The organism is Vibrio sp. 10N.239.312.D08 (genome assembly GCF_041466145.1).
Classification (GTDB): domain Bacteria; phylum Pseudomonadota; class Gammaproteobacteria; order Enterobacterales; family Vibrionaceae; genus Vibrio; species Vibrio crassostreae_C.
On record NZ_JBFSSD010000002.1, the window covers coordinates 1 to 17,991 of the forward strand.

General features: G+C 43.4%; 16 protein-coding genes and 2 pseudogenes. 5 read left to right on the top strand and 13 right to left on the bottom strand.

Going from position 1 to position 17,991, the window contains the following annotated elements:
- Nucleotides 1-355 precede the first annotated feature (355 nt).
- Together AB6D58_RS01795 and AB6D58_RS01800 are read right to left on the bottom strand one after the other, a co-directional pair.
- Nucleotides 356-1,363, bottom strand: a complete 1,008-nt coding sequence (locus AB6D58_RS01795) for a metal-dependent hydrolase (RefSeq protein WP_372156385.1) — start codon at nucleotides 1,361-1,363, stop codon at nucleotides 356-358.
- A gap of 227 nt (nucleotides 1,364-1,590) precedes the next feature.
- Complete coding sequence (locus tag AB6D58_RS01800; protein ID WP_372156386.1) at nucleotides 1,591-2,400, bottom strand: sulfite exporter TauE/SafE family protein; 810 nt, start codon at nucleotides 2,398-2,400, stop codon at nucleotides 1,591-1,593.
- A 343-nt stretch (nucleotides 2,401-2,743) separates the two neighbouring features.
- On the opposite strand from AB6D58_RS01800, the gene AB6D58_RS01805 reads away from it, so the two are divergent.
- The gene (locus AB6D58_RS01805; RefSeq protein WP_017064213.1) at nucleotides 2,744-3,721 is read left to right on the top strand and encodes a DUF1852 domain-containing protein; all 978 of its coding nucleotides are present in this window, start codon (nucleotides 2,744-2,746) and stop codon (nucleotides 3,719-3,721) included.
- A 45-nt stretch (nucleotides 3,722-3,766) separates the two neighbouring features.
- A complete protein-coding gene (locus AB6D58_RS01810; protein ID WP_372156387.1) occupies nucleotides 3,767-4,795 on the top strand; it encodes a methionine synthase in 1,029 nt (342 codons plus the stop codon).
- Nucleotides 4,796-5,006: 211 nt separating this feature from the next.
- Here the strand turns inward: AB6D58_RS01810 and AB6D58_RS01815 are convergent, their stop codons facing one another.
- From AB6D58_RS01815 to AB6D58_RS01850, 8 genes are all read right to left on the bottom strand, one after another.
- The gene (locus AB6D58_RS01815; protein ID WP_017062409.1) at nucleotides 5,007-5,408 is read right to left on the bottom strand and encodes a hypothetical protein; all 402 of its coding nucleotides are present in this window, start codon (nucleotides 5,406-5,408) and stop codon (nucleotides 5,007-5,009) included.
- Nucleotides 5,401-5,850 carry an N-acetyltransferase gene (locus AB6D58_RS01820; protein WP_136973884.1) on the bottom strand — a complete coding sequence of 150 codons (450 nt, stop codon included), beginning with the start codon at nucleotides 5,848-5,850 and terminating at the stop codon, nucleotides 5,401-5,403. Before AB6D58_RS01820 ends, AB6D58_RS01815 begins: the two co-directional genes overlap by 8 nt.
- 69 nt (nucleotides 5,851-5,919) lie before the next feature.
- A complete protein-coding gene (locus AB6D58_RS01825) occupies nucleotides 5,920-6,420 on the bottom strand; it encodes a hypothetical protein (RefSeq protein ID WP_017064207.1) in 501 nt (166 codons plus the stop codon).
- Nucleotides 6,421-6,481: 61 nt separating this feature from the next.
- Complete coding sequence (locus tag AB6D58_RS01830) at nucleotides 6,482-6,922, bottom strand: hypothetical protein (protein WP_017062406.1); 441 nt, start codon at nucleotides 6,920-6,922, stop codon at nucleotides 6,482-6,484.
- Between the two features lie 199 nt (nucleotides 6,923-7,121).
- Nucleotides 7,122-7,622 (bottom strand): opioid growth factor receptor-related protein, encoded by a 501-nt coding sequence (locus tag AB6D58_RS01835; protein ID WP_017066571.1) that lies wholly within the window; start codon nucleotides 7,620-7,622, stop codon nucleotides 7,122-7,124.
- 467 nt (nucleotides 7,623-8,089) lie between these two features.
- Nucleotides 8,090-8,563, bottom strand: coding sequence for a response regulator (locus AB6D58_RS01840; RefSeq protein WP_017063648.1), 474 nt, complete (start codon nucleotides 8,561-8,563; stop codon nucleotides 8,090-8,092).
- Complete coding sequence (locus AB6D58_RS01845) at nucleotides 8,550-9,905, bottom strand: ATP-binding protein (protein ID WP_017069973.1); 1,356 nt, start codon at nucleotides 9,903-9,905, stop codon at nucleotides 8,550-8,552. Before AB6D58_RS01845 ends, AB6D58_RS01840 begins: the two co-directional genes overlap by 14 nt.
- A 6-nt stretch (nucleotides 9,906-9,911) precedes the next feature.
- A complete protein-coding gene (locus AB6D58_RS01850) occupies nucleotides 9,912-11,330 on the bottom strand; it encodes a DASS family sodium-coupled anion symporter (protein ID WP_102332139.1) in 1,419 nt (472 codons plus the stop codon).
- Nucleotides 11,331-11,814: 484 nt separating this feature from the next.
- On the opposite strand from AB6D58_RS01850, the gene AB6D58_RS01855 reads away from it, so the two are divergent.
- Complete coding sequence (locus AB6D58_RS01855) at nucleotides 11,815-14,832, top strand: EAL domain-containing protein (protein ID WP_017069971.1); 3,018 nt, start codon at nucleotides 11,815-11,817, stop codon at nucleotides 14,830-14,832.
- A gap of 122 nt (nucleotides 14,833-14,954) precedes the next feature.
- A pseudogene (locus AB6D58_RS01860) lies at nucleotides 14,955-15,065 on the top strand (DUF3103 family protein); the annotation flags it as partial.
- A gap of 146 nt (nucleotides 15,066-15,211) precedes the next feature.
- Here AB6D58_RS01860 and AB6D58_RS01865 read toward each other — a convergent pair.
- Both AB6D58_RS01865 and AB6D58_RS01870 read right to left on the bottom strand, forming a co-directional pair.
- A complete protein-coding gene (locus AB6D58_RS01865; protein WP_009846539.1) occupies nucleotides 15,212-15,529 on the bottom strand; it encodes a Dabb family protein in 318 nt (105 codons plus the stop codon).
- 214 nt (nucleotides 15,530-15,743) lie between these two features.
- A complete protein-coding gene (locus AB6D58_RS01870; RefSeq protein WP_017070645.1) occupies nucleotides 15,744-15,983 on the bottom strand; it encodes a hypothetical protein in 240 nt (79 codons plus the stop codon).
- 81 nt (nucleotides 15,984-16,064) lie between these two features.
- Here AB6D58_RS01870 and AB6D58_RS01875 point away from each other — a divergent pair.
- A pseudogene (locus AB6D58_RS01875) lies at nucleotides 16,065-16,175 on the top strand (LysR family transcriptional regulator); the annotation flags it as partial.
- 127 nt (nucleotides 16,176-16,302) lie between these two features.
- Here AB6D58_RS01875 and tnaA read toward each other — a convergent pair.
- Nucleotides 16,303-17,775 carry a tryptophanase gene (tnaA, locus tag AB6D58_RS01880; RefSeq protein WP_102394496.1) on the bottom strand — a complete coding sequence of 491 codons (1,473 nt, stop codon included), beginning with the start codon at nucleotides 17,773-17,775 and terminating at the stop codon, nucleotides 16,303-16,305.
- Nucleotides 17,776-17,991: the final 216 nt, after the last annotated feature.

Genomic DNA, 17,991 nt, shown 5'->3' on the forward strand with positions numbered 1-17,991 from the left:
TGCCTTGGAACTTCAAACACTGACAAGTCGCCCCGTGGGTTCATGGGGCGGATACAATCGCTTCGATGAGCTTTTTGACTGGAGTATGGTCTGACTCTATCCTATTGTCCATACTATCTAAATATGCTGACTACCTAGAGTGAAGAAAGAAAATGTGTCGGGCCTTTTCCTAACCATTAGTTTATGTATTGTAAAAATAGATTGCCGATGTAGTTCACTCATCGAAGTGAACACACAATGGGGCATAAATGAGCTATAGCTTCCCCTAAATTAACAATTCAGAGATAACTAAACGTATGGAAAGTCGCTTAACTTAGCATCCAGTATTGACGGTGCAGATCAGTTTAAAACTAGCTCATTTATCACCAGTAAGCATATCGAAAAAGGTCTGTCTCGATTCTGGCGTGTTGTCTCTATGAGTTTCGTATTTTACATGCGCGTTTGCATCAACTGCTTTTGATAGCTTGATGCTCCATAGTGCTTTCATTTGATTTGGTACAATTGAATATCGGACATCGATAATACGCAGCTCGTCTGTTGGGTCCTGAGCGATATAACCATTTGAAAACCAGCGGAAACGTTCTATGTCTTTGGCTTGTTGAGAGTCCGGGTCAAGCCAAGGTAAATCCCTGCTAACATTCAGCTTCGCAATCGACTCTCCGGGATACGTGCTTACCGATGTGCCAACCCGCACTGCGTCTACATGGTAATGAGCCTCTGTTTCGTACACCACTTTCCAAACCAAGATATTCGCAAAGCTTGGTTTTGCCTCTAATCGAATCGGTGTGTGTTGCCTTTCTTGCGCTAATTGCCACCCAATCGCCTCTGCCCTGTCTCGCTGAATCATCCCTAATGTTGGATAAATTAGCGCCCAAGTAAACGCAACACGCGCTAGCCAAGGCGCTCGTTTTAACGTCGCAAACACAAGCAACACTAGAATGGGAAGCGTATAAACAGGATCGATGATTGATATGGTATTCCAAGAAAAACGCGCGTTGGTGAAAGGCCAAAGTAACTGCGTGCCATAGGTGGTACAAGCGTCTAACAGTGCATGAGTACCATAGCCCAGAGCACAAAACAGCCAACTTTGTTTGAAAGAAAGCCCACGTTTTTTTGCAATCAGGTGATGCAGAACCAAAGCGCAGATCAAACTGCCAATGGGAATAAAGAAGAGTGAATGGGTAAATTGTCGATGAAATTCCAAAGCCAACAAAGGGTCACTTTGAGACTTAATCAGTGCATCCAAATCTGGTGCTAACCCGGAGAGCAGCCCTACTAATACCCCAGCAACAACCAAATGTTGTTTTTTGCTGGCAGATTGTGACAAAGAAACGCCTAACACGCCCTGCGTTAAAGGATCCATAAATCACTCATTGATAGCATTCCGTTGAATCAAACAAAATACATTTAGCTATAGCGGTGAACTGTTCATAACTAAACGGTTTTATCAATATACTCATGTACATAGTTGTATAAGCATAGACCGATAAACAAAAAAAGAGCAGTTATGAAACTGCCCTTTTCTAATTATTGGTGGTTGATCAATTTATTCGTTTTTGTTCTGTATATTCACACTTGAACGATCTTTTATTAACGAGCAACCATGCTTGCTGCGATAACCACCAGCAGTACTGAGAAGATTTTCTTAATCGTTGGAACCGGTAAATGGTTGGTGGCTTTTGCGCCTAACGGAGCCGTAAACCAAGACGTGCACACAATACCCAACAGCGCAGGCAGATAAACAAAGCCAGCAAAGCCATCTGATAGAGCAAAGTGGCTGCTGCCTGAAGTGATGTAACCTATCGAGCCAAACAACGCGATCACAATGCCACAAGCCGAGGCACAACCGATGGCCTTTTTCATACCGACAGAGAAGAACGTTAATAGCGGAACCAGCAATGCTCCGCCACCAATACCTATCATGGCAGATAAGCCACCCGTAATGGTTGTCAGCACAGTGAGCACGCCTTTGTTCGGCAGTTTTCGTTCCTTAGGCGCATCATTTTTGCTGCTTAAGAACATCTTGATCGCAATCAGAACCACACTCACAGCAAACACAATACGAACGACTTTTTCCGGTAACAACGCCGCCATAAAACCACTAACCAATGCACCCAGAGCAACACCGAGCATGATCCAAGGCGCCAGATCCCAAGGCACGTTGCCATTCTTGTGGTGAGCGAGTGCAGAAGATGTGGAAGTGAACAGTATCGATGCCAACGAGGTAGCAATCGCAGCGACAACAACTTGGTCGGAAGGTAGAACTTCTAAATACAGTAAAATGCTGCTTAACACAGGAACAATGATCAGCCCTCCGCCAATACCTAACAAACCGGCTAGAAACCCAACACCACAGCCCAGTAACGCACAGTAGAAAATCAACAACAGCAATTCACTCATTTCATCCATCTCTTAATTAAATTAATCGTCTTAAATAACACACTATTAATGCGGTTATATTTCCATCAAGCTAATTAATATAACTGACACCGACTAAAATATTCAAACAGAATAGATCATGAATATTCCTCATGTTGAATGTGAAGTAATACCATTGTTAATGGTCAACCTATCAACGTATAAAAACCTTAAGCGATTAACTTTATACGACATTAATTCTACTAAGCATTAATTTCAGACAGCATAGCCTTCGATTCTTAATCCGGTCACAAGCAAGAAATAAAAGCCGTTTTAATACTAAAGACCGAGAGAATCAGAAAAAAAATTGGGATACCAAATAAGCATGAATAAAGAATTTAATTTTACGATTAAGAGCATTAGCCTCGACGAAAACTACCAGCCTGCAGACAGCACGCGTATCACTACCAACTTTGCTAACCTGGCTCGCGGTGACAGCCGTCAAGCGAACTTACGCAATGCACTACAAATGATCGATAACAGTTTCAACGCGTTAGCGCACTGGGATAACCCTAAGGGCGACCGCTACTCTGTTGAGCTTGAAATCATTTCTGTTGATATGGATATTGAAAGCAACGGCGAAGCATTCCCTTCAATTGAAGTGCTGAAAACCAATATTGTAGACCGTAAAACTAACGAGCGTATTGAAGGCATTATCGGAAATAACTTCTCTTCTTATGTTCGAGATTATGACTTTAGCGTACGTCTATTGGATCATAATAAAGGCCAAGATAAATTCAGCATTCCAGAAGATTTTGGTGACTTACACGGTAAGCTTTTTAAATATTTCGTTAACTCTGACGCTTACAAAAAGAACTTTAATAAACGACCTGTTATTTGCTTAAGCGTGTCAGATAATAAAACCTATTACCGCACTGAAAACCAACACCCAGTATTAGGTTTTGAATACCAACCGAATGAGTCTTCTTTAACTGAACAATATTTCAAAAAGATGGGCTTACAGGTTCGTTATTTCATGCCGCCTAACAGTGTTGCACCTTTGGCCTTCTATTTCTTTGGTGATCTGCTGAACGATTACTCTAACCTAGAGCTTATCAGCACCATCAGTACCATGGGTACGTTCCAGAAAATCTACCGACCTGAGATTTACAACGCGAACGCGGTTGCGGGTAACTGTTACCAACCAAACTTGAAAAACTTGGATCACTCGCTGACTCAAATCGTGTACGACCGTGAAGAACGAAGCCAGCTAGCTGTTGAACAAGGTAAATTCGCAGAAGAGAAGTTCATTAAGCCATACCAATCAGTTCTAGAGAACTGGTCGGCAAATTACGCACTTTAATCGTCTATTGCGCTCTCAAACCACCCAAGGATAGGCAATATTATTATGAAAACACTATTACCGACTTCAACAGCGGGCAGCTTGCCGAAACCGTCTTGGCTTGCACAACCAGAGACGCTTTGGTCGCCATGGAAACTTCAAGGCGATGAACTCACAGACGGCAAACAAGATGCGCTGCGTGTCTCTCTGCACGAGCAACAGCAAGCAGGCATTGATATTGTGAGTGACGGCGAACAAACACGTCAACACTTTGTAACGACCTTCATTGAACACCTGAATGGCGTTGATTTTGAAAAGCGTGAAACCGTTAAAATCCGCGACCGCTACGATGCGAGTGTACCGACGGTTGTAGGCCCAGTTTCTCGTCAGAAATCCGTGTTTGTTGAAGATGCGAAATTCTTACGTCAGCAAACCGACCAACCGATCAAATGGGCTCTGCCGGGGCCTATGACCATGATTGATACACTTTACGATGCACATTACCAAAGCCGTGAAAAACTGGCGTGGGAATTTGCCAAGATCCTCAACGAAGAAGCGAAAGAGTTAGAAGCTGCAGGCGTTGATATTATTCAGTTCGATGAACCTGCGTTTAACGTGTTTTTTGATGAAGTGAATGATTGGGGCATTGCTTGTTTGGAAAGAGCCATTGAAGGGCTTCAATGCGAAACCGCAGTACATATTTGCTATGGCTACGGCATCAAAGCGAATACGGATTGGAAAAAGACATTAGGCACCGAGTGGCGCCAATACGAAGAAGTCTTCCCTAAGCTGCAGCAATCGAATATCGACATTATCTCTTTAGAGCGTCACAACTCTCATGTACCTCTTGAGCTGCTTGAGCTCGTACGAGGCAAGAAAGTAATGGTCGGTGCGATTGATGTTGCAACCGATTCGATTGAAACACCGGAAGAAGTGGCTAGCACTCTACGTGAAACACTTAAGTACGTTGATGCCGACAAGCTCTACCCTTGCACCAACTGCGGCATGGCTCCCCTACCTCGCGAGATAGCCTCAGCGAAGCTTAATGCGCTAAGTGCTGGCGCAGAGATCGTTCGTAAAGAGCTTTCAGCGTAACGCTTTCCTAAAGAACAAAAACTATGCCTTTAAGCCTAAGTATCATATTGATGCTTAGGCTTTTTGTTATGTGAGTTAATGAGCTTTACGCGCTGCTTACCAGGTTTAATCTAGGTCTTGAGCATATAAAGAGATCGCTCGTTGGTACTCTTTAATCGCATCGCTATTCGTCGTGGAAACTAAAAGCTCAAGTAACAGCGATGTCGCTTCTTTATGGCGACCTAGTTCGACACGCTAACATACGGCTCCATTCTTCTTTGCTCATTGCGCCTTTAGAAAGGTAAATATTGTGTTTCTGCATTGCACCTTTCGTGTATGAAAGCTTGATGAATGAGCCAATTTCAAACGGAAGAAAGCTACGCTGTAAAGTCACATCACAAGCAACGCCATTTAAACGTACATGACCGTTCGTGATTTCAAACGAGCTATCGCGAAGCTTCCACCACAACATTAGAATTTTTATTAATGGAGGAACACAAATTATCAGCCCTATGGTTAGCAGCGATGAACGATCACCGTCTGATATCCAATAGACAAGACCTAGTGCAATAACAATAAACAGCAACTCTGAAAATAAGTATTTAACAAAATTTAGTTGGATACGGTTATCCATGACACTCTCTCAATGATGACCCTAAAGGCAGCTCCATTTCAACGAGCCCTTTCACTTCAGACAACTGAGTAAAACCTTTTGATTGATAAAGCTTAATGGCGGGGTTCTCACTGAACACGCGCAACACTAACTGAGCCGATGCTTGATTGTTTGCATGTTCAATAGCCAAATCGAGACACTTAGAGCCAAAACCTTGACCTTGACAGTCAGCTAATATCTGCAAGTCCCTAAGAAACGTTGTACCACTAGCGTAACTGAAGCGAACAACACCAATACGGCGATCCCCCACATAAATTTCATAGTTATCCAGCTCATCCCAGCTGCGTAAAAACTGGCTATGACCCCAAGCGATTCCACGAGCTTGATAGTAACTCGCCATATTCGTTTTGGTGATCGATTCAGCGAACTTAGGCTCTGAACCTTTGACCAACCTTACTTCCATATTGTGTCCTTTGTTTTCAAATCACATCTGAATACGGCATAGCAAAATGCCGTATATGTTGAATCATTTTTAGGTACATACTGGTTTCACTTCCTTCCATTGTGTATCCCATTCTTCGCCTAACAAATTAGAAAGTTTTTCACAGTCGTATAGATAGCGAAGACTATCTTTACAGTACGCAGTAAGTATTTCAGTTAACTGACCAGACGCTTTTTCGTTGTCTTTGAGTTTTCCGTACATCATCAAACCAGTCCTAAAGGTGTCTTGATCGAGGTCAGACGCTTGCTTCGATAACATCCCAAAGGAAATAGCGTTAATAGACAGGGCTAATGCAATCGCATCGCCTTCATCTCCCTCTAATTCACAAGCACTATAACGAGCTAACAAGTTCGATGTTTTAATTAATGGGGCAAGGTCTTTTGTATTTGCATATTTATAGGTTTCAAAACCTTGCCGCACCGCAGCTTTATGACTGTCTTCAATGCTCACAACATAGTCTGTCAAAACATGTAAGCTCGCATATGCACCTAGCCCGAAAGCCACAATGAACACGGCGATTAATCTGATCACTTATCTCTCCTAAAAGAACCTTGTGCTGGTTAATTTTAAACGGCGTCTTGTAGTAACAACCCTACTTGCCATCGACCTTTTCTAGAAACCAACTTCCTTGGCACGGCCCATTGGTTAAGTGCCATCGGCCGTCAAATCTACTGCCACTGCCACGTGCGGAAAAACGATAATCCCATTGGCGATGTTTAGCATATAAACGTAAGTCGCCGTTTTCCGTCACCCAACCCTCTAACGGTGTTCCATTGTAGGTAAGCCTTAGAGTAGCCTTACCCTCACGAATAGTTCCGGTGATGGTTGTGCGTTCACACATATTATTGCCAGTGGTGTTAATACGGCGGCCTAGCCACTCACCGTCGAAATCGATAGAAGGAACAAATTGGGGACTATCAGGAAGTTTAGGAAACGACTCGGAATTACTGGACCCGAACCACTGAAGCTCACGACCAACAAGGAAGAAGACAACAAAGCCGATTGATATCGCTATCACAAATCCCTTTTTCATTAGCCTCTTCCTAATCCGCTGACCTTAAGAAAAGAACCCTAACATAATGAAAAGTAATAACTTACCATCAGTTTAATTAACTTTGATATATTCCACAAATTGCATTCAAATGTTGAATATAGAGAAAGCGGCATCGTACAAAATACCGCGCATTGAGAATCAATTATGAGCAGTGCCGGAAGCTCTGCACAGAAAAACCCTAACCTTCCAAGGCATTGCGCCAATACTGAACGGTTTTCTCCGACACCGAGCCAGTCTCGGTCGCCGCTGATACTAAAAAGTCACATAACCGAGCCGCAACCTCTTCATTACCCAACAAGTACAAACTGCGAATGGCTCGCGTTAACCTTAGCTGGTTATGGTCATGATTCTTTAACCATACGTGATTAGCCGGGCTAAGTGGTAACGATGAAGATATTTCACTCCCGTTTCGCTGCATACCCCAAAACTCAAGCATCAGGTCAAGCACTTGTAGATGAGCTGTGCGGAGCGCTTCTGAATTAGCAAAAAGCACCTTATCTTCTTGAGTAACCAACGGGGCATGTTGATTAAACTTAGTCCCCTCATCTATTGGGAAGAACACTTGAATGTACTTATGGTCATGCTCCAACCAAAAATGATTGTAAGCCAATAACTGTTCTATATTTCGACCAAATTTATCCGGCGCTTCACCAGATATAAAGCGAGCAATCTCACTCATTTTAAAATCCTACTGACTATAAACCCCCACTTGTGGGCGAATGCATTATTACGCAGTAAGCCGTCAAAAGCCTAGTCCTTTACGTTGTAAGTACCGATTTGGCTTAGAACTCCACGTCCCACGCGTTAGGAATCACTTTTGAATAATTTCGACTTACTTTTCTAACAAACGACACGGGAACTCTGCGACACATTTTAGCTCTGCTGTATGTTCAGGGAATCGTTCCTGAAGAAAACACAATGCATCCGTTGGCGTTGGCGTTGGCGTAGCGTATGAGTTTTAGACTAAAGCCAGCAACCAGTGTGTTAATAACTGAGTACCAAAACCTGAACGACTAAAAGAGGTAGGTAAAATAAGCAGCGAAAGATTACATCTTTCAAAGAAAAACCCTTCAGAAAGCGTCCTTCGGTGCATAGAATTTTAAGCGACTTACACTAGTGAATAATGTAAGTCGCTAACATAAGAGGCTAACGCAAGCGTCTGAACACAACCTGCTGGTCGAGCTCATTCTGATAGTCCGTGTAATCAAGCCCTTGATCAAATATGTACTCAGTGACAAGAGTACGAATGCACTCAACCAATGTGCTTGCTTGCCAAGGCTTTTCAAAGTAACGGTCGATGCCTGCTGCATTAATCGCATTGATGGTATCAGTATGAGTGGCCTGCCCCGTAAGAAGAATTTTCTTGGTATTCGGAAAGCGACTGTCATGGAACACTTCAGTGAGTAACTCCACACCCGTTTTCCCTGGCATCACATGATCAGACACGATGACGGTAATGTGTTCGCCTTCTGCGTCAAGTTCATCAATGAGATCAAGCACTTCTTGCGCTGATTCACAATCTTCAATATTCAGCCAACTCGCCAGCGGCTCTAAATCTTGTATCACTGCGCTCAGTACTTCTCTCTGGTCATCGACACAGATTAAATTAAGCTTCTCCATGTTCACCCTCTATTGGTAACTTGATTCTAAATACCGTTTTAGAAGCATCACTTTTCACAATAATACTTCCGCCATAACCTGCCACAATCCGCTTAACTACTGATAAACCCAAGCCCAATCCAAACGATAAACCACCTTTTTTAGTGGTGAAGTTGGGCTGAAATACCTTTCTACGAGTCGCCTCGTCTATCTCAGGGCCGTTATTCGCGATCGTAACTAATATCCTTTTCTTACTTAATCTGGTTTGAATCTCTATTGCGGCATCGTCTGAATTCGACATTGCATCACAAGCATTCTTTACAATGTTGACCCAAATCTGAACGAGCTCTGTTTTCGAGCCTTTAAAAGACGGTAAATCCGCAGGGCTCAATCGCACAGACACTCTACGTAACTCACTTTGTAGCAACGATAAGGCATGGTTAATGGAGTCGTTAATATCAACCGCTTCTTCGGTGTCGATATCAACTCTGCCAAGTTGTTTAACCGATTTTACGATGCCGACGGTGTGTCTAGATGCCAAACGCAAATCATGTAAATCACAGCCCATCTGCCAAAAACGAATCGCTTCTTCTGGTTTTTTCAGCCAATGCTTTGAAATAACGTCTGTTGCAGATAAAGCATCAATTGGAATCGCCTTTGCAAGAGAGCGAGCAATGTTTTTGTCTAAACCATATTTTCTTTCAAATTGTCGCCCACGTGTTCGTGCTTCTGACGACGACGTTTTCTGACCATGCATTAACCCAAAATCGAAAAATTGACTGGCTTCTGGATGCACTTCTTCAAGCAGATCCATGATGACCGTTTCAAGTCGACCAGATTTACTATTTACGACACCAATAGCGTTGTTAAGCTCATGAGCAATCCCTGCAGCCAATTGACCCAAGGTCGTCATTTGCTCAGCAGTATGTAACTTCTCTAGCGCTTTTTGTTTCGCTATCGCTTCTTGTGTTGCGCGGCGTTGACGACGCGACAACTCATTGACAATTACAGGTGTGAACTGTGCGGTAAGAGGACCAAATTTACGTTCATCTTCTGCAGGCGTGTCTTTATCGATCCACGCTAACTCAACATCGGTTTTAGCAACAACCGTTGAAGATGCTGTCCAATTACCTGAAAAGAAGCTATGAACGCCTATAAAAGCCCCACTACCCGCGCTAAATACTCGCACTTGCGGTGTATTCGCATCAGTATAAAACCCTTCCAGTTCTCCACTAAACACATAATATAAACGAGTGTTTAACGCTGATTGTTCAATAATGGTGTTACCGGCACAGCACGTCACCCGACGTTCTGTTTGGTTAAAATAGCGCTCGATCAGTGCTTCTAGCTTTTGTTGATACACGTATCGTTATCCTATGTGACCAATTGAATGTAGCACCCACACCATAACAAAACTCAGTAGCACACCAACCACACCCAAAATAATACCGATTCTGGCCATTTGATTACTTTGCACATGACCAGTGGCATGAGCCAACGCATTCGGTGGCGTACTGATTGGCAGCGACATACCTAATGAAGCGGCAAAAGTCACAACCAAAATTAACGTTAGCTCACCGCCTAGTGGCGTGAGTGAAGCCATAGACGAACCTAATGCCGCCATAATTGGCATTAACAAGTTAGCCGTTGCGGTATGAGACATAAAGTTTGCCATTACCAAACACAAGAACGCCGCTCCGAACAACACCACATAGGGTGAGTAGCTATCAAACGGAATACTGTGTACCACGAGCTTTGCTAAGCCAGTTTTATCGAGCGCTAAACCAAGCGCAATACCACCTGATACAAGCCACAATACGTCCCAAGAAATTTTCTTCAGGTCTTCTTTATTGATGATCCCTGTGAGTGAGAACACAGCGACAGGAATCAGAGCGACGGTGTAAGAGTTCATGCCATGGCTTGAACCCATTAACCAAAGAATGATGGTCAGCGCAAAAGTGACGTACACCGCAATGGCTTTAGGCGTTTTAAGGAATTTACCTTTGATGCTTAGCTCGATTTTCTTTTGGTCAGCTTTGTACATAAAGCCTATTAAAAACCACGCTAACGCCATCATAATCACAACAAACGGCACACCAAATGCCATCCATTCACCGAACGTAATGAGGTTATCGCCAACTAAATATTTAAGTGCGATAGCGTTCGGAGGGGTACCGATCGGAGTACCAATGCCACCGATGTTAGCGGCAACCGGGATACAAAGCGCAAACGCTACACGACCGGGGTCTTTCGGACCAAACACAGCCAGTACCGGCGTTAAAATAGAGAGCATCATTGCCGTTGTTGCCGTGTTAGACATAAACATCGAAAAGATACCAGTGATCAACATTAAGCCGAGCATCACAAACTTTGGGTCTTGTCCAAATGGCTTCAACAACACGCGAGCTAAGTTTACGTCTAATCGATATTTAGTGGCGGCCATTGCTAAGAAGAAACCACCCAAAAACAGCATGATGATTGGGCTAGCGAATGTCGCCATGATATCGCTGTATTTTAACAGCTCACCAAAATGTTCTTCCCCATGCTCAAACCTTAAAAAGATCAGCCCTTTATCCGACAACATCAATAATTGCAGAACGATAATAACAACAGACGTCGCGTAAATAGGGATAGGCTCGAACACCCAGCACAATGCCGCTAACAAAAAGATCGCAATAACGCGTTGTTGAATAATCGTAAGGCCTTCAAATGGAAACGCTGATAGCGGCATGACGAGGATAATGAAAGGAATTAAAATAGGGATAATGTATTTAATATAGGGGCGCATAGCACAAAAACTCTTCCTGAGATAACAACTACTTAGAAATTAGATTTACAGTTCTAATTTAGATCCGACAACGAATTATCGAACTCTCGCCACTATCTCACTCTCGGCTAGATCAATGATTATGTGATCACGATATCCCCTTTTTCGATTCTGTGCGCTACCTCTACGTTTGTATGCCATTTATTGTTGCAATTAAATTCAGGAGAGTGGTTTCTGCGTTTCTAGTCATAATCCGTTCCGGTTATTCTAGGTACTGTCAGAACAGATCAGTCGCTTAAGTCATGTCCATAAATTGAGGACCGCTTCTGAGTAACCTCTCAAATATATGAGTTAGACTTACTCGGATTGTGCGTGGTTTTGCATTTCCTTTTGCCGTAAGTTTATTTTCAAGCTCGCTTAGTAGAGCATGGAAGAAATAATAAAAAGATACCTATTCTCCCCCGAAAACAGTTCTACACAACACAACTTTCGACCGGCTAATAACATGACTATTGTTACATCTAAAAAACGTCCTACCGTTGGCATTGTGCTGCCTATGCTCAGTGGCTTCTACATGGGCGAGCTAAATGCAACCCTTAGAAGGCTTGCGAAAAACCATAAAGTCAATCTGATCTTCATCCGCTCGGGTGAGCGAAGAGATTTTAAACTTCCTATATATTTTAATCATCTCGATGCCCTTGTGGTCGTTCTCCATGCAGCGACAGTAAAGTTGATCGAAGAAGCTATAAACGCAAACATTCCAGTCATTTCTATTGGAGCAAGCTATGCGCCGCTGCCCGTTGAGCAGTATTATAGTGTGCAAAGCGATGGTGTCACTAAGCTCTATGAATGGTTACAAAGTCAAGGACACGAAGAAATCGGCTTTTGTGGCGATCTCACTGTTAATGATATCAGGTCTCGCTTCAAAGCGTATCAACGTACGGTGATTGATCATAAAGGCTCATTCAACCAACGCCATTTCTTCCGCGTGTCGAATTGTTCTCTATCTGGGGGACGAGAAGCCGCAATAGAATTTATACAGCGTAAATCCAAATGCACTGCGGTTATCTGCGCAACTGACCACAATGCTGTAGGTATGATGGAGCAACTGTCTCACAGCAATATCTCGGTACCTGACGATGTCGCCATCGTAGGCATTGATAATATTTTCGTCGGTCAACAATTCAATCCCAAGTTAACAACAGTAGACCAACAGCTTGAGCTTCTAGCGACGCAAGTATTTCACCGCGTGTTGGAACGTATTTCTGGGAAGCCTTTTAATAATGCCAATAATAGTGTCCCGCAAAAGCTCATCGTTCATCAGTCTTGCGGTAACACAAACCCAGATCTCGAACATAAAGAAGATATCAACTCAACTCGCCAAATCCTCTTAAATGTGCAAGGGCGTTCTCCCGCTGAGATATTCGAAAATTTCTATTCACAAGCACAAGGAGGTTTTGACTCAATTAGAGATGCTCAAAGCCTTTACGGAAACAATCTTGACTGGGCCTGTCTCGCTGAGTGTAATTCGGAGCAATACACTATTAGGAAATGGGTAGAAAAAGGCATGACTCAGCCAACTACCCTACCGCAACAAACAGATATTCAAGACGATATTCGCAATTTCCCATTTTTCGAACGCTATGATCATTTCGTTGCTTCCATTCTTCCTATCAACTCAGGGCAAGAAGATCACTGGAAGCTCGTCGCTGTTGTTGATTCATTGCAAGATCACCAAGATATCGGTACACAATCGGTATTCAACAATTATTTAGATATGCTCGCACTGTTCATCGAGCGCGACGAGCTTATCAATACAAGTAACAATCGTCAGAAGAACTCCCAACAGTTGTTGCAACAGCTCAAAGTAGTATCTAACAGCTCAAACGATGGTATCTGGGATTGGGACTTACTAACCAATACTCTTGTCTGGAACAGTCGGTTAACCAAAATGATTGGCTGTCAAGATACCTTTTCTGATCGTAAGTTAGGATGTGACCATCTGTTCCAATATATACACTCAGAAGACTTAGAACTTCTCGAGTCCGCCATTCATAACCACTTAAACGAAGAAGTACCGTTCAAATGTGAATTCAGGATGAAGACGCAACATCGCGGATATATCTGGGTTCATGCCAATGGCTCAGCGGTTCATAATGCAGAAGGGCAGGCTGTGCGCTTCATTGGCTCAATGACGGATGTAACTCAAGAGCGAGAAGATGCGGAAAAGATTCAACACATGGCGTATTATGATGCGCTTACTGGCATCGCTAATCGCCGGAAAATAATGGAAAGCATCGCGCAACACATTGTGAATCGACCTAACCAAAAACGCGCGGTCATGTTGATGGATCTTAACCGTTTTAAGATTATCAACGACTCTTTTGGTCATCACGTCGGTGATGCACTTCTTTGCCACGTGACCAAACATATTCAGAACGTGCTATCAAGTGAACACCTTGTCGCACGTTTGGGAGGTGACGAATTCTTGTTTTTGTGTAATGTCAGTTCCGAAGCAGACATCAACGCACTCGCCACGCAGATTTTAAATGCCGTTCAAAACCCATTGATCGTTGATGATATTGAGATTATCAGCCAAGGAAGCCTAGGCATCGCTATGTATCCTTATGATGGCGTAAGTGCCGAAGAATTAATTAAGCAGGCCGACATTGCCATGTATCAAGCTAAAAAGCTGGGAGGACAAAGCTATCTCAACTTTCAAAGGTCAATGGCAAAAGAGACGGAAAACATAATCGAAATAGAGCACCAACTCAGTCGTGCCATCGCTCAACAAGAAATAAAGGTGCACTACCAACCTCAATATTGTGGGCAAGATGAAAAGATTACTGCTGTTGAAGCACTAGCAAGATGGGAATCTCCAACATTGGGGGATGTCCCTCCTGACCAGTTTATCGAGGTTGCTGAATCAGCTGGCCTAATCAGCAAGCTTGGTGAATGTATCATTCATCGAGTTTGTAAGGATGTTGAAGGATCTGAATGGCTACAAACCATGAGCCATATTTCCATTAATATCAGTGCAAAACAGCTGATACAGCCTCACTTCGCTCAAGAAATCATTCGAACTATTCGCCAATACCAGCTTCCTTTGACGTTATTCTGTATTGAGATAACCGAGTCAGCAGCAATTGTCGATTACGAGTTATGCATAAACTCACTTAAAGAACTACACGATGTAGGAATTTCTATCTCTCTTGACGATTTTGGCACGGGATTCTCTTCTCTATCTCTACTAAAGCAACTTCCACTAAGTGAAGTAAAGATCGACCGTTCATTTATCTCTGACATAACTCAAGGGCAGACCAACTTAGACTTCGTCAACACTATGATCATGATGGGTAAAAGCTTGGGCTATCGTGTTGTAGCTGAAGGGGTGGAAACTGCTGATCATAACCAACGCCTAAACGGACTGGGGATAGATCTGCTGCAAGGTTATTACTTCAGTAAACCTCGACCATTAAGTGAACTGGAATCAGAAGTGGCTATCAAATTGACTAGAGCTTAACCGTGGCACAACGGCATTATTTAAAAGTAATGCCATTCTTATTCACGCTTTGCGTTAACTTTACTGCCTATTGGCAGGTTAACGGAATAAAAATGAGCGTAAACAGTAGATGACATAAAGGTCGTTTAGAACCACAGATAGACCTCGTTGAGATGCCTTATCTGGACTACGACAAACAGACGTACTACCCCAATCAGACAGTTATCTTCTGGCCTCGCTACCGCTGGGGCGCAGGCGGAAATGCTGTCGCATCGTTTGCACCAGTCACGATTTCACCAACAGAGTAAGTCGTTTCTTATTGAGTTAGGGCTTAATCGCTAGGCCCTAACTCTTCATTATCGAAGGTAAGTAAAACACAAGAGACCTACTCAGAACCTAATTACAGGGAGTAATCAAACACAATGATGTCTTCTAAAAGCGGACGAAACACATCTTTCAGCGCATCATGCTCAGGGTGCGGAAGGTAATTCTGACGGCCTTCTTCATCGGCGAACGTCATTAACACCGAGTGGGTATAACCTTGATTCTTGTTTTCAGGGCTGTCATTTAATCCCCATTCTACTGAAGTGACCCCTTCAACCTTGTTTGGCATCGCTTCAAACAACATCTTTAGTTTTTGAACCTCTGAAGCCTCAGCGTTTTCTTTAAACTTAATCAGTAGAATATGACGAATCATTCCCGTTTCTTTTTGAGTCATTCCTAGTCCTTTCGAGCGTTCGCTTACTGGTTTGTAATGCTTAACCAACACCGAGTCGCGTTCTTAAATTAGAGAACAACAAAATGCCACACGTTACACAACATGCCAAGGCTAGATCGCTAGAGTTTATAAAATACTCCACAACCCAATAACGAAAAATGCTGCACCCGAGGGCCCAGCATTTCTCATGACAATGGTAAGCACATCTTTAACGTTAATCACGACGACCTGTAAGCTGGATCGTTTGGTCTTGATCAACGTTCTTTTGGAATTTTATTCCGCCATTAGCGGCGTCATTTCTTCCTTCAAGCACTGGATCAGATTCAACACGCTCAGCCTTTACTTGATTACCTTCGCTTCTCGTCATATCGAGAGTACTCGCATAAGTACCGTCAGCCGCGAAAGCCGTGTTCATAGACAAAGCCATCAATCCAAGTGCGATTAACTTGTTCATACATCACCTCGTTGTATTTCTAATTCTTTGTTCGTTTGGTATCTGTGTTTTTGTTGGAGTAACTTTAACAATCGAACATGAACCATAGATGTGAGCTATGTGATGAGCTGCCGCCGCTCGCAAAAAGACGCACCTTTGAATCAGTGGTTATTCCAAATGTTGAAGTCTACCCTGAAAAACAAACAAGCGTAGTTCAGCTTTTAACGGGTTAACTACTTAAAGGCTTAACTGCCTAACTCCCCTACCATCCAAAAAAAGAAAAGGCTCCCGAGGGAGCCTTTGATTAGGGTTCTAGTGACTATTCGCTTATGTTTTTATTTTAAAATGCTTCTTCGAGCGTTTGTTCGTTCTTTTTTTCTGTTTGTTTCTCGCTGGTCTCTACCTCTTTCAAGCGCGCAGTGAAGTGTCTTAACACCGGCGGCTCGTAGGTAAAATCGAGCCCTTTCACTTGTCCTGCATTCTCTTTCACTTTTTCGAATGCTTCGATAATGAAATCCATGTGTGTTTGTGTGTAGGTCGCGCGAGGAATAGTAAGGCGCAATAACTCCGCAGGGCATGGGTGTTGTTCACCGGTTGCTGGGTCGCGACCTTGCAGCAATGAGCCAATCTCAACCGCTCTGATACCCGCGACTTTATAGAGTTCGCACGCCAAAGCATGTGCGGGAAACTGACCAGCCGGGATATGAGGCAGCAATTTACCCGCATCGACAAACGCAGCATGACCGCCTGCTTGCTGGCACACGATGCCCATCGCTTCTAAGCCATCAACAAGGTATTGAACCTGGCCAATACGGTACTCTAACCAATCTTGGCGCATGCCGTCATAAAGGCCAACCGCAAGACGCTCCATCGCGCCACCTTCTAAGCCACCATAGGTTGGGAAGCCCTCTTGCACCACACACAAGGTTCGACACTCTGTGTACACATCCATGAAAGCGTCGTCTTTAAAGCACAACAAGCCGCCCATTTGTACCATGGCATCTTTCTTGGCAGACATAGCTAAACCATCCGCGTATTTGTAAGACTCACGCGTGATCTGTTCGATTGTCCAATCCTGATAACCCGCTTCACGTTGTTGAATGAAGTAGGCATTTTCTGCGTAGCGTGCCGAGTCCATGATCACAGGAATATCGTACTTCTGAGCGATTTCATACACGGCTTTTAGATTGGCGATAGACACTGGCTGTCCACCAGCAGAGTTACAAGTAATGGTGCTCACAATGTAGGGAACATTGGCTGCGCCCGCTTCTAAGATCGCTTCTTCCAGCTTCACCACATCGAAGTTGCCTTTGAAATCCGCGTTCACTGAGGTATCGAACGCTTCTTTGGTATAAACGTTCTTCGCCACACAGCAATTCACTTGGGTGTGGCCTTGTGTTGTATCGAAGAAGTAGTTCGACAAGGCGACCATTTTGCTGCGATCGAGCCCTTTCTCCATTTCACGCTTCTTAATAAGAACCGGAATGTAGATCTGCTCTGCACCGCGTCCTTGGTGTGTTGGAATCGTCAACTCGTAACCGAAGATATCCTTAACCGCATTCGACAATGCGTAGTAACTGCGGCTACCACTGTAAGCTTCATCACCCATTAACATCGCGGCTTGCATACGCTGAGTGATAGATCCTGTTCCGCTGTCTGTCAGTAAGTCGATAAACACATCATCACTGTCGAGCAAAAATGGGTTCATGCCCGCGTCGACAATGGCTTGTTCACGATAGGCGCGAGTTGTTCTTTTTACTGGCTCTACAACACGAATACGAAACGGTTCTGGTAGATGTTTGAAGTTTTCCATAATAATACCTTTCAATACATTCCGATCAGGTCGAAATGTATTTTCTTTAGATGTCACGAGTCCTCACTATTAAATTAATAGTTCCGTATAAAGATACACAGAAAATTAACAGTGAAAATAAACAAATTAAATAATGACTTATTAATCAAACCTAAACAGAGGCTAAGATAATTAGCGAGAACGACAAAAAACGAATACCCTACACGGAATAATAAG